13 protein-coding genes are annotated in these 13,900 nt (G+C 65.4%); 7 read left to right on the top strand and 6 right to left on the bottom strand.

Features of this window, described 5'->3' with window-relative positions; genetic code table 11:
* Positions 1 to 6: 6 nt before the first annotated feature.
* On the bottom strand, positions 7 to 1,455 hold the full coding sequence (gene eat, locus ACODS9_RS14030; RefSeq protein ID WP_084941828.1) for an ethanolamine permease: 1,449 nt from the start codon (positions 1,453 to 1,455) through the stop codon (positions 7 to 9).
* A 159-nt stretch (positions 1,456 to 1,614) separates the two neighbouring features.
* Positions 1,615 to 3,135, bottom strand: coding sequence for an acetaldehyde dehydrogenase ExaC (gene exaC, locus ACODS9_RS14025; RefSeq protein WP_401109742.1), 1,521 nt, complete (start codon positions 3,133 to 3,135; stop codon positions 1,615 to 1,617).
* 267 nt (positions 3,136 to 3,402) lie between these two features.
* Between exaC and ACODS9_RS14020 the strand changes: the two genes are divergently transcribed.
* The 4 genes from ACODS9_RS14020 to ACODS9_RS14005 all read left to right on the top strand — a co-directional run bounded on the left by ACODS9_RS14020 (position 3,403) and on the right by ACODS9_RS14005 (position 7,648).
* A complete protein-coding gene (locus ACODS9_RS14020; protein ID WP_489094082.1) occupies positions 3,403 to 5,322 on the top strand; it encodes a sigma-54-dependent Fis family transcriptional regulator in 1,920 nt (639 codons plus the stop codon).
* Between the two features lie 66 nt (positions 5,323 to 5,388).
* Positions 5,389 to 6,738 carry a UDP-N-acetylmuramate:L-alanyl-gamma-D-glutamyl-meso-diaminopimelate ligase gene (gene mpl, locus ACODS9_RS14015; RefSeq protein ID WP_489094081.1) on the top strand — a complete coding sequence of 450 codons (1,350 nt, stop codon included), beginning with the start codon at positions 5,389 to 5,391 and terminating at the stop codon, positions 6,736 to 6,738.
* Entirely contained in the window at positions 6,735 to 7,364 is a 630-nt protein-coding gene (ubiX, locus tag ACODS9_RS14010) for a flavin prenyltransferase UbiX (RefSeq protein WP_011532009.1), read from the top strand. The genes mpl and ubiX overlap by 4 nt, the downstream gene beginning before the upstream one ends.
* On the top strand, positions 7,361 to 7,648 hold the full coding sequence (locus ACODS9_RS14005; RefSeq protein ID WP_489094080.1) for a YceK/YidQ family lipoprotein: 288 nt from the start codon (positions 7,361 to 7,363) through the stop codon (positions 7,646 to 7,648). Before ubiX ends, ACODS9_RS14005 begins: the two co-directional genes overlap by 4 nt.
* Before the next feature lie 86 nt (positions 7,649 to 7,734).
* On the opposite strand, the gene ACODS9_RS14000 is transcribed toward ACODS9_RS14005, so the two are convergent.
* From ACODS9_RS14000 to ACODS9_RS13990, 3 genes are all read right to left on the bottom strand, one after another.
* The gene (locus tag ACODS9_RS14000; protein ID WP_046857291.1) at positions 7,735 to 8,379 is read right to left on the bottom strand and encodes an oxidoreductase; all 645 of its coding nucleotides are present in this window, start codon (positions 8,377 to 8,379) and stop codon (positions 7,735 to 7,737) included.
* A gap of 27 nt (positions 8,380 to 8,406) precedes the next feature.
* On the bottom strand, positions 8,407 to 10,140 hold the full coding sequence (locus tag ACODS9_RS13995; RefSeq protein ID WP_401109751.1) for a C13 family peptidase: 1,734 nt from the start codon (positions 10,138 to 10,140) through the stop codon (positions 8,407 to 8,409).
* A 106-nt stretch (positions 10,141 to 10,246) separates the two neighbouring features.
* Entirely contained in the window at positions 10,247 to 10,702 is a 456-nt protein-coding gene (locus tag ACODS9_RS13990; protein ID WP_023631661.1) for a MaoC family dehydratase, read from the bottom strand.
* 151 nt (positions 10,703 to 10,853) lie between these two features.
* On the opposite strand from ACODS9_RS13990, the gene ACODS9_RS13985 reads away from it, so the two are divergent.
* The 3 genes from ACODS9_RS13985 to ACODS9_RS13975 are packed head-to-tail and all read left to right on the top strand — an operon-like array spanning position 10,854 to position 12,529.
* Positions 10,854 to 11,216: a CidA/LrgA family protein gene (locus ACODS9_RS13985; protein ID WP_046857288.1), complete on the top strand. Its 363-nt coding sequence runs from the start codon at positions 10,854 to 10,856 to the stop codon at positions 11,214 to 11,216.
* The gene (locus tag ACODS9_RS13980) at positions 11,213 to 11,929 is read left to right on the top strand and encodes an LrgB family protein (RefSeq protein WP_489094079.1); all 717 of its coding nucleotides are present in this window, start codon (positions 11,213 to 11,215) and stop codon (positions 11,927 to 11,929) included. The genes ACODS9_RS13985 and ACODS9_RS13980 overlap by 4 nt, the downstream gene beginning before the upstream one ends.
* 9 nt (positions 11,930 to 11,938) lie before the next feature.
* On the top strand, positions 11,939 to 12,529 hold the full coding sequence (locus ACODS9_RS13975; protein WP_489094078.1) for an LON peptidase substrate-binding domain-containing protein: 591 nt from the start codon (positions 11,939 to 11,941) through the stop codon (positions 12,527 to 12,529).
* A gap of 54 nt (positions 12,530 to 12,583) precedes the next feature.
* Here the strand turns inward: ACODS9_RS13975 and ACODS9_RS13970 are convergent, their stop codons facing one another.
* Positions 12,584 to 13,900: a bifunctional DedA family/phosphatase PAP2 family protein gene (locus ACODS9_RS13970; protein WP_094012291.1), complete on the bottom strand. Its 1,317-nt coding sequence runs from the start codon at positions 13,898 to 13,900 to the stop codon at positions 12,584 to 12,586.

Genomic DNA, 13,900 nt, shown 5'->3' with positions numbered 1-13,900 from the left:
CGGCAATCAGTGCAGGGCCTCTTCGGCCTTCTGGATCGCGGCGAATTCCTCTTCCGGTGTACCGGCCACCAGGTGGTGGCGGCTGTAGAACGCAAAGTAGGCAATTAATACTGCATAGATCACCGCGGCGCCAATCACCACCCGCGGATCGACCAGGAAGCCGGCGACCACGGCGATACAGGCCAGTACCAGGGCCACGCTCGAGGTGAAGATGCCGCCGGGGGTGCGGTACGGACGCTCCATTTTCGGGCGGCGGATACGCAGGGTGATGTGCGCGGCCATCATCAGCACGTAGGACAGCGTGGCGCCGAACACCGCCACCAGGATCAGCAGGTCGCCCTGGCCGGTCAGCGACAGGGCGAAGCCGATGATCCCGGGGATCACCAGGGCCAGTACCGGGGCCTTGCTCTTGTTGGTCTCGGACAGTTTGCGTGGCAGGTAGCCGGCGCGGGAGAGAGCGAAGATCTGCCGCGAATAGGCGTAGATGATCGAGAAGAAGCTGGCGATCAGGCCGGCCAGGCCCACCAGGTTGACGAAGCCGCCCATCCAGGTCGAACCGCCGTAGGCCTTCGACAGCGCCTCGACCAGCGGGTTGCCCGAGGCCTTGAGGGCTTCGGAACCGGCGCCACCGGGGCCGACCACGAGGATCAACAAGGCGAAGGCCAGCAGCACCAGCATCGCGCCGATCAGGCCACGGGGCAGGTCACGCTTCGGGTTCTTGGTCTCTTCGGCGGCCAGTGGCACGCCTTCGACCGCGAGGAAGAACCAGATCGCATAGGGGATCGCCGCCCAGACACCGACATAGCCGAACGGCAGGAAGCTGCTGGCGCCGACGGCGTCGGTCTTGGCGATGTCGAACAGGTTCGCTGCATCGAAATGCGGCACCATGCCGATCAGGAACACGGCCAGGGCGATGGCGGCAACCGCGGTGATGATGAACATCAGCTTCAGCGCCTCGCCGACGCCGAAGATGTGGATGCCGATGAACACGATGTAGAAGGCCAGGTAGATCATCCAGCCGCCGATGCCGAACAGCGACTGGCAGTAGGCACCGATGAACACGGCGATGGCTGCGGGTGCGATGGCGTACTCGATGAGGATCGCCGTGCCGGTGAGGAAGCCGCCCCAGGGGCCGAAGGCGCTGCGGGCAAAGCCGTAGCCGCCGCCGGCGGTGGGGATCATCGACGACAGTTCCGCCAGGGAGAAGCACATGCACAGGTACATGGTGGCCATCAGCAGGGTGGCGAGGAACATGCCGCCCCAGCCGCCTTGTGCCAGGCCGAAGTTCCAGCCGGCGTAGTCGCCGGAGATCACATAGGCCACGCCCAGGCCCACCAGCAGGACCCAGCCGGCGGCGCCTTTCTTCAGTTCACGTTGCTGGAAATAGTCCGAGCCGACCTTTTCGAAGTCGACGGAGGAACTCGCCGGCGCGCTGCCGGAATGATCGCTTGGCATAGGGTTCACCTGTTGTTTTTCTTAGGTTGCCGGAGGGACTGCCGGCTACTGGTGATTCGTTTTGCAGGAAGCGGGCCAGAGCGGCTCGTGCACGCGAGCCGCGCTGGTCTGACAGGCCTCATCGCGGGGCAAGTCGGGTCGCCCCGCGATGAGCCGAACTTAGAAGAAGCCCAGCGGATTGATGTCGTAGCTCACCAGCAGGTTCTTGGTCTGCTGGTAGTGGTCGAGCATCATCTTGTGGGTTTCACGGCCGACGCCGGACTTCTTGTAGCCACCGAACGCGGCATGCGCCGGGTACAGGTGGTAGCAGTTGGTCCACACGCGGCCTGCCTTGATGCCGCGGCCCATGCGATAGGCGCGGTTGATGTCGCGGGTCCACACGCCGGCGCCCAGTCCGAACTCGGTGTCGTTGGCAATCGCCAGGGCCTCGGCTTCGTCTTTGAAGGTGGTGACGCTGACCACCGGGCCGAAGATCTCCTCCTGGAACACGCGCATCTTGTTATTGCCCTTGAGCAGGGTCGGCTGGATGTAGTAACCGCTGGCCAGCGCGCCTTCAAGTTGCTCCACCTTGCCGCCGGTAAGCAGCTCGGCGCCCTCTTCCTGGGCGATCTTGAGGTAGGACTGGATCTTCTCGAACTGCTGCTGCGAGGCCTGGGCGCCGACCATGGTGTCGGTGTCCAGTGGGTCGCCGCGCTTGATCTGCAGCACCTTCTTCATCACCACTTCCATGAACTGCGGGTAGATCGATTCCTGCACCAGGGCACGCGACGGGCAGGTGCACACCTCGCCCTGGTTGAAGAACGCCAGCACCATGCCTTCGGCCGCCTTGTCGATGAAGCTCGGCTCGGCCTGCATGATGTCCTCGAAGTACACGTTCGGCGACTTGCCGCCCAGTTCGACGGTGGACGGGATGATGTTCTCGGCGGCGCATTTCATGATGTGCGCGCCCACCGGAGTGGAGCCGGTGAAGGCGATCTTGGCGATGCGCTTGCTGGTGGCCAGGGCCTCGCCCGCTTCACGTCCGTAGCCTTGCACCACGTTGAGCACGCCCTTGGGCAGCAGGTCGCCGATCAGTTCCATCAGCACGGTGATGCCCAGCGGGGTCTGTTCGGCGGGCTTGAGCACCACGCAGTTGCCGGCGGCCAGGGCCGGGGCAAGCTTCCAGGCGGCCATCAGCAGCGGGAAGTTCCACGGGATGATCTGCCCGACCACGCCCAGCGGCTCATGGATGTGGTAGGCCACGGTGGTTTCGTTGATTTCGGCGGCGCCGCCTTCCTGGGCGCGGATGCAGCCGGCGAAGTAGCGGAAGTGATCGACTGCCAGCGGGATATCGGCGTTGAGGGTCTCGCGGATCGGCTTGCCGTTGTCCCAGGTTTCGGTGATGGCCAGCAGCTCGAGGTTCTGTTCGATGCGGTCGGCGATGCGCAGCAGGACGTTGGAGCGGTCCTGCACCGAAGTGCGGCCCCAGGCATCGGCGGCGGCGTGGGCCGCGTCGAGGGCCTTTTCGACGTCTTCGGCGGTGGAGCGGGGGAACTCGGCGATCAGCTTGCCGTTGACCGGGGAGGTGTTCTCGAAATACTGCCCCTTCACCGGCGCCACGAACTCACCACCGATGTAGTTGCCGTAGCGGCTCTTGAAGTTGACCTTCGCGCCTTCGGTGCCGGGATGTGCATAACGCATGATGTGTCTCCTGGTCGTTGTGATTGTTGCGGAGTTACCAAGCGTAGAGCAAAGGTCGGGCCAGTGCCTGGAGGCCCTTGTGTATCAATGACTTGGGTCAAGGACGGCGCCGCTATCGAAATGACCTGTGCCAGCCTCGGCACGGCCAGGGTGACACTTTGTACCCTTTGCGACACAGGCCGTGACCGCAGGGTCGGTGCAACGTTGCAAAGCGTCCACGCCTGGAGGATGCTGACGGCACGCTCTATCTGCGGAGAACAACAAGAAATGCAGAGCAATCCGTTCAGCCGCCATGCCCAGCAAGTGCTCACGGTCGCCCAAGGCCAGACCAGCGGGCCGGGCAGCGACCCGTCCATCGCCCGCTCCTGGCTGCGTTGCCTGGAGGACTATCACCTCGACCCCGCGCGGGTCCAGGCACCGGTGGTGCTCGAGCACGGCCGCCTGCTGGAGAGCCGCGAGCGCTTGCGCCAGGTGCTGCAGATCGCCGACAACGAGATGAACAGCCTGCATCAGCAATTGTCCGGTGCCGGGCACGCGGTGCTGCTGACCGATGCTCGCGGGGTGATCCTCAACTGCGTCACCGCGCCCAGCGAGCGGCGCATCTTCGAGCGTGCCGGGCTGTGGCTCGGCGCCGACTGGAGCGAGGCCCGCGAGGGCACCAACGGTATCGGTACCTGCCTGGTCGAGCGCCAGGCCCTGACCATTCACCAGGACGAGCACTTCCGTGGCCGCCATACCGGGCTGACCTGCTCGGCCAGCCCGGTGTTCGACCCACATGGCGAGTTGCTGGCGGTACTCGATGTGTCGTCGGCGCGGCCCGATGTCTCGCGCCAGAGCCAGTTTCACACCATGGCGCTGGTCAACCTGTCGGCGAAGATGATCGAGAGCTGCTACTTCCTGCGCCACTTCGAGCAGCAATGGCTACTGCGTTTCCATTTGCAGGCCGAGTCGGTCGGGCTGTTCAGCGAGGGCCTGCTGGCCTTCGATGGCGACGGGCGGATCTGCGCCGCCAACCAGAGTGCGTTGAACCTGCTGGGGACCATTCGCGGTGGCGTGCTGGGCAAGCCATTGGACAGGTTCTTCGCCTGCAGCCACGATGAAATGTTCAGCCGCGCCACTCTCCAGGGCAGTACTGCCTGGCCGCTGCACACCCGCGACGGTCGTCAGGTATTCGCCAGCCTGCGTGGTCAGGCGCGGGCGCCGGTGTGGTCGGTGCCGGTGGCCTTGCCTCAGACCGCTGCGCCGGGCATCTGCCTGCTCGATCCGGCCTTGCGCGAGGACTTCCGTCGCGCCGTGCGAGTGTTCGAGCGTGACGTGCCGCTGCTGTTGCGCGGCGAAACCGGTTGCGGCAAGGAGGCCTTTGCCCAGGCGGTGCACCAAGCCAGCGCACGCCGTGACAAGCCATTCGTGGCGATCAATTGCGCATCGATCCCGGAGAGCCTGATCGAGAGCGAGCTGTTCGGCTATCGCGGTGGCAGCTTCACCGGTGCGCGCAAGGAAGGCATGCGCGGCAAGCTGCTGCAGGCCGATGGCGGCACCTTGCTGCTGGATGAGATCGGCGACATGCCGTTGGCGCTGCAGACTCGCTTGCTGCGGGTACTGGAAGAGCGCCAGGTGGTGCCGATCGGTGGTGAGCCGCAGGCGGTGGATGTGCGGATCATCAGCGCCACCCACCGTGACTTGCTGGAGCGGGTGGCGCAAGGCGGGTTCCGCGAAGACCTCTATTACCGCCTCAATGGCCTGGAGGTGGCCCTGCCGGCGCTGCGCGAGCGCAGCGACAAGGCGCCGCTGCTGGACTTCCTGCTGGCGCAGGAGGCCGAAGGACAGGTCATCGAAATCGAACCGAAAGCACGACAAGCGTTGCTGGACTTTGCCTGGCCAGGGAACGTGCGGCAGTTGCGCAATGTGCTGCGCACGTTGGTGGCGTTGTGCGAGGAGGGGCGGATCGAGTATCCGGACCTCCCGCAAATGGTGCGCAATGTGGGAGTGGGGCCTGCCAACGCCATCGCGGGGCAAGCTCGCTCCCACGATGGTCGTGTGTGTCTTGGCGATGCCGAACGCCAGGCCTTGCTCAGCGCCCTGGAGGCAAACCACTGGCACATGACCCGCGTCGCCGAGCACCTGGGCATCAGCCGCAATACCTTGTATCGAAAACTGCGCAAACATGGCATAGCCAAGGCCTGCTGAGCGAAACAGCGGGTGCGATTTCCCTCGCCCTGGGCTACCCTGCCTCGACGTTTTGCGAGGTCGATCATGCACATTCATATTCTCGGTATTTGCGGCACTTTCATGGGTTCGCTGGCGGTGCTGGCCAAGGACCTTGGCCACCGTGTCACCGGCTCCGACGCCAACGTGTATCCGCCGATGAGCACCCAGCTCGAAGCCCAGGGCATCGAGCTGACCCAAGGCTACGATCCGGCCCAGCTGGAGCCGGCACCGGATCTGGTGGTGATCGGCAACGCCATGTCGCGGGGCAACCCGGCGGTGGAGTACGTGCTGAACAAGGGCCTGCCGTACGTATCGGGCCCGCAGTGGCTGGCCGACCATGTATTGCAGGGGCGCTGGGTACTGGCCGTGGCCGGCACCCATGGCAAGACCACTACCAGCAGCATGCTGGCCTGGGTGCTGGAACACGCCGGCATGAGCCCGGGCTTCCTGATCGGCGGCGTGCCGCAGAACTTCTCGGTGTCGGCGCGCCTGGGCGATACGCCGTTCTTCGTGGTCGAGGCCGACGAGTACGACAGCGCCTTCTTCGACAAGCGCTCCAAGTTCGTGCACTACCATCCGCGCACCGCGATCCTCAACAATCTCGAGTTCGATCACGCGGACATCTTCCCCGACCTTGCGTCCATCGAGCGGCAGTTCCACCACTTGGTTCGCACCATTCCCAGTGAGGGCCTGGTCATTCACCCAACCACCGAGCAGGCACTGGAGCGCGTCATCGGCATGGGCTGCTGGACCCCGGTGCAGACCACGGGCGAGGGTGGTCAGTGGCAGGCGCGCCTGCTCAGCGCCGATGGCTCGCGTTTCGAAGTGCTGTTCGAAGGCCAGGCGCAAGGCGTGGTGGATTGGGCGCTGACCGGCCAGCACAACGTCGCCAACGCCCTGGCCACCCTGGCCGCCGCCCGCCATGTCGGCGTGGCGCCGGCCATGGGTATCGAAGGCCTGAGCGGGTTCAAGAGCGTCAAGCGCCGCATGGAACTGGTTGCCGAGGTTCAGGGCGTGACCATCTATGACGACTTCGCCCACCACCCGACCGCCATCGCCACCACCCTCGATGGCCTGCGCAAGCGCGTTGGCGAGGCGCCAGTGATCGCGGTGATCGAGCCGCGTTCCAACTCCATGAAGCTGGGCGCGCATCGCGACGGCCTGCCGGAAAGCGTCAACGACGCCGACCAGGTGATCTGGTATGCACCGCCCAACCTGGGCTGGGACCTGGCCGGCACCGCCGCGCAGTGCAAGGTGCCGAGTGTGGTCGCCGACAGCCTCGAGGCGATCATCGAACGGATCAAGGGCCAGGCCCGCCCGGGCACCCATGTGGTGATCATGAGCAACGGAGGCTTCGGCGGCCTGCACGGCAAGCTGGCCGAGGCGCTGAAGTGAGCGGGCCGGAACGCATCACCCTGGCCATGACAGGCGCCTCCGGGGCGCAGTATGGCCTGCGCCTGCTCGATTGCCTGGTGCGTGAGGACCGCGAGGTGCATTTCCTCATCTCCAAGGCCGCGCAACTGGTGATGGCTACAGAAACCGACGTGGTGTTGCCAGCCAAGCCCCAGGCCATGCAGGCGTTCCTGACCGAGTACACCGGCGCGGCCGACGGGCAGATCCGCGTGTATGGTAAGGAAGACTGGATGTCGCCGGTGGCCTCGGGCTCCGGCGCGCCGGCGGCGATGGTGGTGGTGCCGTGCTCCACCGGCACCCTGTCGGCGATTGCCACCGGTGCCTGCAACAACCTGATCGAGCGGGCGGCTGACGTGACCCTCAAGGAGCGTCGTCAGTTGATCCTGGTTCCGCGCGAGGCACCATTCTCGACCATCCACCTGGAGAACATGCTCAAGCTGTCGCAGATGGGCGCGGTGATCCTGCCGGCGGCGCCGGGCTTCTACCACCAGCCGCAGACCATTGACGACCTGGTCGACTTCGTCGTGGCACGCATCCTGAACCTGCTGAATATCCCGCAGGACATGCTGCCGCGCTGGGGCGAGCATCATCATGGAGTCGATGATTGAGGCGGTTTGTGCTGGGGTTGCTGGTGCTGGCCCAGCTCGGTGGCTGCGCCACGGTGCGCACCCTGGATGCCAACAAGCCCGGGGCGCCGGTGGTGTATGCCGGGACACGGCTTGACCTGTACGTGATCAATGGCGGGTGCTGCCCAGAAGATCGCTTCGGGGCCGAGGCACCGGCCTATCCGGGGCTGGACCTGCCTGGGAGCGCGTTGCTTGATACCTTGCTGCTGCCGTTGTCGTTATTGACGGCGGCGGGGGTGGGGTTCAACGCTACCGGTGGGTTTTAAAAGCATCGCGGGGCAAGTCGCAGCGGCGAACCGCCGCTCCCACGCCCTTGAGCGATAGCCCGTAGCGTGGGAGCGGGCTTGATGCCTTACTTCTTGCCCAGCTTGCGCAACTCGTCCGACTCGACCACGCGAATCCCGTCCTCCTCCTCCAACGCCAGGCGCCACAGCGCCCGGGCCAGGGTGCAAGCCTCGATGCCGCGGTACTTGCCCGGTATTAGGCGGGCGAACGGTGCCGCCATGCGCTCACCCAGCCGTGGCTCGATCCGCTCGCCCAGCAACAGTGAAGGTCGCACGATGGTCAATTGCGGCCAATCCTGCTGCTTGAGGGCTTCCTCCATCTCGCCCTTGACCCGGTTGTAGAAGATCGACGACTTCGCATCGGCGCCCAGGGCGCTGATCACCAGCAGGTGGCGGGCGCCCAACTCCCGGGCGCGCTTGCTGAAGGCCACGACCATGTCCAGGTCCACGGCGCGGAAGGCCGTCTCGGAGCCGGCCTGCTTGAGGGTGGTGCCCAGGCAGCAGAAGGCGATGTCGACACGGCCGGCCAGTTGCGGGAGAAACATGGCCGGGTCACCCACCGGGTTTTCCAGGTGTGGATGCTCGGCCAGCGGGCGGCGGGTCGGCGCCAGCACGCGGCTGATGGTGGGCTCGTTGAGCAGGCGGTCGAGCAGGTGTTCACCTGTCAGACCCGTGGCACCGGCAAGCAGGACATGCTGAGGCGTCAGGTACATGGTGTCTCTCCCTCGTTACTACACAGCTTAGTGGGCGCCAGGGTTTTTTGCCTGATCCCCCGAGGCTGGCTGGGCTTCATTGCGCAGGGCTTGCTCGGCTTGTTGGCGGCGCAGGCGCTGCCAGTGGCTGATCACCGCCGGCGGCGCCCAGAGCTGCGGCTCAGAGGCTTCGAAACCTTCCCTTCGTTCTCGTTCGGCAACGCTTTGCCGCGCCAGTTCAAACGCCTGTTTCAGATCGTCGGTCTGGTTCAATGCCTGGGCGAACAGGGCGTCGCCGAAGTAGGTGAAGTCGGCCTCTTCCGAACAGCCGAATGACACCCGGTCAGGCCGGGCGGCGGTCATGACCAGGGTGCGGTCGTCCTTGAGTGGGGCGATGTAGCCACCGGAGTAGCAGGCGGAGATGACGATCACCTTGTCGCGGTCCTTCAGCGGGGCGAGGGCGCTGGCCAGCTCGTCGGCGGAGAGGTCGGCCAGTTGCAGGCGTGGCTGGTCGAGCACCAGTTGGTGGTCGTGGCTGCCATGGCTGGTCAGGTAGATGAACACCAGGTCCTCGGGGCCGCTGCGCTCGGCCAGGGTGCGGGCAGCGCGGGTAATATTCTCGCGGGTGGCCATGGGCCGGTCGGCCAGATGGTCGCGATGGTTGACCAAGGTGATCTGGCCATGGGCGCCGAAACGCACCTTGAGCATGTTGCTGACATAGTCGGCCTCGCGCAGGAACACGCTCTGCTGGCCGTCGCCGGCCACCACCAGGCTGTACAACTGCACTGGCGGGACTGACGCCGGCACCTTGGCCAGCGCTTCGGCCAGCAGCTTGCCCTGGTTGAGCAGGGCCAGGTCGAGCGGGTCGGGCAAAAGCTTGCCCTGGGCGTCGCGCACGCGCACGCCGTTGACCCAGGTACCGGCTTCGCTGCGACCGTCCGGGTGGGTCAGCTTGCCACGCCCGTGGTAGGCATCGTCGGCGAAACCGCCGACATACTGGCTACCGTCGGCCAGTTGCAAGGTGCCGGTGCCAGCGAAGCGCCAGTCACGGAAGCCACCCTTGTAGCGGCTGCCGTCGCTGCCCAGCAGTTCGCCCTGGCCGGCAAGCGATCCGTCCTTGAAGTCGCCGATCCAGACGTCGCCGTCGGTGCTCTCGTAGCGGCCACGGCCCTCGAGGCGATTATCCTTGAACTCGCCGATGTACTGTTCGCCGTCGGCGCTGTCGTAGGTGCCGGCACCCTGTAGCTGGCCATCGATGAAGTGCCCGCTGAACTGGTTGCCACTGGCATCGCTGCGCACCCCGGCACCGTTCGGTTTGCCCTTGGCGAACAGGCCCTGGTAGCGGCTGCCGTCAGCCAGCTCCAGCTGCCCCGCGCCTTCGTACTGGTCGTCCTTGAACTGGCCGCGGTAGGTCTGGTCGTTTTGCTTGAGGGTGCCTTCGCCATCCCGGCGGCCATGCTTGAAGGTGCCGGCGTAGTGGCTGCCGGGCGTGGTCAGGTCGCCCAGGCCCTGGAACAGGCCTTCACTGAACTGGCCACGGTAGACCTCGCCGTTGCTGCCGTGCCATTCACCCTGGCCGTGCCACTGGCCGTCCTTGAAGCTGCCGGCGTACCAGCTGCCGTTGGGGTAGTCGATGCGCCCCTCGCCCTGCAGCAGGCCGTTCACCACCTGGCCACGGTAGCGGCCGCCGTCGGGCAGGCGCGCGTCCGGCGGAGACAGGGATTCGCCTTCGCCACAGGCGGCGAGCAGCAGGATCAGGGTCAGGGGGAGCAGGGGGCGCATGGCGGCTTCCGGGGAAAACGATGCGCCGAGTATGCCGCAGAATACGCCAGGCCGTGAATTGGGGCGCTGCGCGCCCCGTGCGTCTGCTCCAGGCGCGGTGTGGTGGTCAGACGAAGCAGAGTGACAGTGGCTCGGCGATGTAGGCCGGTTTCTCTTCGCCTTCGATTTCAAGGGTCACGGTGGCCTTGAGCAGCCATTGCCCGGGCTTCTTCTCGGTGGCGTCGGTCAGGTCAACCTTGAGTCGTACCTGGCTGTCGACCTTCACCGGCTGGATGAAGCGCACGCTGTCCAGGCCATAGTTGACCACCATCTTCAGCCCCTCGGGCAGCACGAGGATGTCCTCCATCAACTTGGGGATCAGCGACAGGGTAAGGAAACCATGGGCGATAGTGCTGCCGAACGGGGTCTTTGCCGCTTTCACCGGATCGACATGGATGAACTGGAAATCGCCGGTGGCTTCGGCGAACAGGTTGATGCGTTCTTGGTCGATCTTCAGCCATTGGGAACGGCCCAGCTCCTTGCCAACGTACTGCGAAAGCTCTGTAACGGGTACATAGGGCATCGCGACATCTCCAGATTGTCATTTGGTACGAATGTTCAAGATCAGCACGCTGCACCGTTTCAGTCAAGTTGCCCGCTTTTCGCCGAATATCGCCTTATAGGCAATTGCTTAGCGTGCTTATAATGGCCGCCATGTTCTGACGGAGGTCCCTATGCTGTTGCGTGGTCTGACCTGGCTGGTGCTGTTCCAGTTGCTGGGAACGGCGATCAACCATTTGTTCCTGCACATCCTGCCCGGGCCCATCATCGGCCTGTTGCTGCTGCTGGTGTTCCTGATGGTTCGTGGCGAAGTCGGCCAGCCGCTCAACGAAGCCGCTGGCAGCCTGCTGCGCTACCTGCCGCTGCTGCTGGTGCCGCCGGCGGTGGGGGTGATGGTCTATGCCAGGGACATCGCCGCCGACTTCTGGGCCATCGTCGGGGCGCTGTTGATCTCCTGCCTGGCGACCCTGGTGTTCGTCGGCGTGCTGATGCAGAAGCTCATCCAGCGCCAGGGCAGGCACGAGGAGCAGCCATGATCCTCGATTGGCACGGCGCGCTCGACGCGGTCATCCACCATCCACTGTTCGGTATCGGCATCACGCTGGCCGCCTACCAGTTGGTGCTGGCAGGTTACGAAAAGACCCGCTGGATCTTCCTGCAACCGGTGCTGGTGTCGATGCTGGTGGTGATCGGCATCCTGCTTGTCTGCGGCATCGACTACACCGAGTACCGCAAGAGCACCGAGATCATGAACATCCTCCTGGGCCCGGCCACCGTGGCCCTGGCAGTGCCGCTCTACCTGAACCTGCGGCGGATCCGCCAGCTGTTCTGGCCGACATTTACTACGCTGGTAATCGGAGGCCTGTTCGCCACCGTGGCATGCCTGGCGCTGGGCTGGTGGTTTGGCGCCGAGCACATGATCCTGATGACCATGGCGCCAAAGTCGGTCACCTCGCCGATCGCCATGCTGGTAGCTGAGCAGATTGGTGGTGTGGCGGCCTTGGCCGCGGTGTTCGTGCTGATCACCGGGGTGATCGGCGCGATCTTCGGCCCGGCGCTGCTGAGCCGCTTCGACGTGCTCAGCCCCGAGGCCCGGGGCATGGCGCTGGGCGTCACCGCTCACGCGGTGGGCACGTCGGTGGCCTTGCAGGAAAGTGACGAATGCGGCGCCTTCGCCGCGCTGGCGATGAGCCTTATGGGGGTGGCCACGGCGGTGTTCCTGCCGTTGGCGGTCAGCCTGGTGGCTTGAGGAATCGAGATGACATTACCGCTGTTTCCCCTCAATACCGTGCTCTTCCCCGGTTGCCTGCTCGATCTGCAGATCTTCGAGGCGCGCTACCTGGACATGATCGGCCGTTGCATGAAGCAGGGTGAAGGCTTCGGCGTGGTATGCATCCTGGAAGGCGAGCAGGTGGGCAAGGCGGCGCCGGTGGTGGCGTCGGTCGGCTGCGAGGCACTGATCCGCGACTTCGTGCAGCAGGACAACGGCCTGCTGGGCATTCGCGTCGAAGGCGTGCGGCGTTTTCGTGTCGAGCGCACCGAGGTGCGGAAGGACCAGTTGATGATCGGCGAGGTGCAGTGGCTGTCGGAGCTGGCGGACGGCCCGCTGCAGGAGCAGGACGATGACCTGCTGGCGCTGCTGCTGGCCTTGGGCGAACACCCTATGGTCGAGGCGCTGGACATGCCGCGGGATGTCGACGGGCGACAGGCGTTGGCCAACCAGTTGGCCTACCTGTTGCCGTTCGTGGAAGAGGACAAGCTCGACCTGCTGGCAATCGACTCGCCGCAGTTGAGGCTGGAAGCGATCCAGGCGTTGCTGGAGCGGATCCAGGGCGAATTGTTCGCCTGAGCCATCCAGGCCCGCTCCGATGTTCGGCAGGAGCGGGCTGCCCAGTGATGGCCGTCAGTATTGGTAGCGCAGCAACGCCTTGGGCAGCGCGTGCAGGGCAAAGAACGTCAGCAACGCGATACACGCTGGCAGCACCAGCCACCATACCCGCTGCGGCAGCGCCGTGAGCGGCTGGCGATATTGCACCAGGGTCAGGCTCAGCGCGCACACGCAGCATGCCAGCAGCGCGCCAGCAAGGATATCGGTCGGCCAGTGCGCGCCCAGGTATACCCGCGACAGCGCGATGGCCAGGGCCGGAATGCACCCCAGCAGCACCCAGGTCAGGCGCATGCGCGGCGGTTGGCCGCGCCCGGCCAGCACCGCCAGCACCAGGAAGAAGGCAAACGATGCCGAGCTATGCCCGCTGGGCATGCTGTAGCTGGTCAGCGGGTCGGTCAGCACCTCGGGGCGGGCGCGGGCGAACAACCATTTCAGCGTGCCGTTGGCCAGGGCTGTACCGATCAGCGTCGCGCCGGCGAACAGCGCATGGCGCCATTGCCGGGCCAGCAGCAACAGGCCCGTGAGCAGGCCACCGAGGAAGAACTGGGTACGGAAGTCGCCCAGGCGGGTAATTACCACCACGGCGCCGTCGATGGCCTGGCTGCGGTGCTCCTGCACCAGGGTCATCACGCCCTGGTCGAATTCGCTCAAGTAGCGCCAGCCGATGAACAGCGCGGCTACCGCCAGGCCGCTGAGGGCGGCGATCAGGCGGGTGCCGTGGCGTTGATCGCGGATGCTGGTGCTCAGGCTCAGGCCGATCAGCACCGCCAGGGTGCCCATGACAATCCCCGCGTCCAGCCAGAAGCCTTCCGGCAGTGGCAGGCGCATCGCCGCGCCGGTGGCCCAGCCGGGCAGCAGGTAGGCCACCGACCAGCCGGCGCCAGCCACCAGGCTTACCGCGATGAAGCGCGGCAGCGGCATGTCGAACATGCCGGCGACCATCGGCAGCATCGGCCGTAGCGGGCCGATGAAGCGGCCTACCAGCAGGCTGGCGATACCATAGCGCTGGAAGTACGCCTCGGCGCTGCCGATCCACTCCGGGTGGCTGCGCAGCAACGGCAGGCGGCGGATATTCTGGTGGAAGTACTTGCCGATGGCATAAGAGATCGCGTCGCCGAGCATGCCACCGAGGAAACCCAGCAATAGCGTTTCGCCCAGGCTGAAGGTGCCGCTGCCGGCCAGCACGGCGACCGCGAACAACAGCACGGTGCCGGGCACGATGATGCCGGCGATGGCCAGGCATTCGACGCAGGCCACGAGGAAGATTGCCAGGCCCAGCCACTGAGGGTTGGCGCCAAGCCAGGTGGTCAGGCTGTCCAGCCATTGGCCCAT

Source organism: Pseudomonas sp. FG36 (assembly GCF_057809275.1).
This window is presented reverse-complemented; position numbering and strand designations above follow the sequence as displayed.

Bases quoted from the DNA above. Each gene is read 5' to 3' on its own strand.
- eat (WP_084941828.1), bottom strand. From the start codon at position 1,455: ATGCCAAGCGATCATTCCGGCAGCGCGCCGGCGAGTTCCTCCGTCGAC.
- exaC (WP_401109742.1), bottom strand. From the start codon at position 3,135: ATGCGTTATGCACATCCCGGCACCGAAGGCGCGAAGGTCAACTTCAAG.
- ACODS9_RS14020 (WP_489094082.1), top strand. From the start codon at position 3,403: ATGCAGAGCAATCCGTTCAGCCGCCATGCCCAGCAAGTGCTCACGGTC.
- mpl (WP_489094081.1), top strand. From the start codon at position 5,389: ATGCACATTCATATTCTCGGTATTTGCGGCACTTTCATGGGTTCGCTG.
- ACODS9_RS14000 (WP_046857291.1), bottom strand. From the start codon at position 8,379: ATGTACCTGACGCCTCAGCATGTCCTGCTTGCCGGTGCCACGGGTCTG.
- ACODS9_RS13995 (WP_401109751.1), bottom strand. From the start codon at position 10,140: ATGCGCCCCCTGCTCCCCCTGACCCTGATCCTGCTGCTCGCCGCCTGT.
- ACODS9_RS13990 (WP_023631661.1), bottom strand. From the start codon at position 10,702: ATGCCCTATGTACCCGTTACAGAGCTTTCGCAGTACGTTGGCAAGGAG.
- ACODS9_RS13985 (WP_046857288.1), top strand. From the start codon at position 10,854: ATGCTGTTGCGTGGTCTGACCTGGCTGGTGCTGTTCCAGTTGCTGGGA.
- ACODS9_RS13980 (WP_489094079.1), top strand. From the start codon at position 11,213: ATGATCCTCGATTGGCACGGCGCGCTCGACGCGGTCATCCACCATCCA.
- ACODS9_RS13975 (WP_489094078.1), top strand. From the start codon at position 11,939: ATGACATTACCGCTGTTTCCCCTCAATACCGTGCTCTTCCCCGGTTGC.
- ACODS9_RS13970 (WP_094012291.1), bottom strand. From the start codon at position 13,900: ATGGGCCAATGGCTGGACAGCCTGACCACCTGGCTTGGCGCCAACCCT.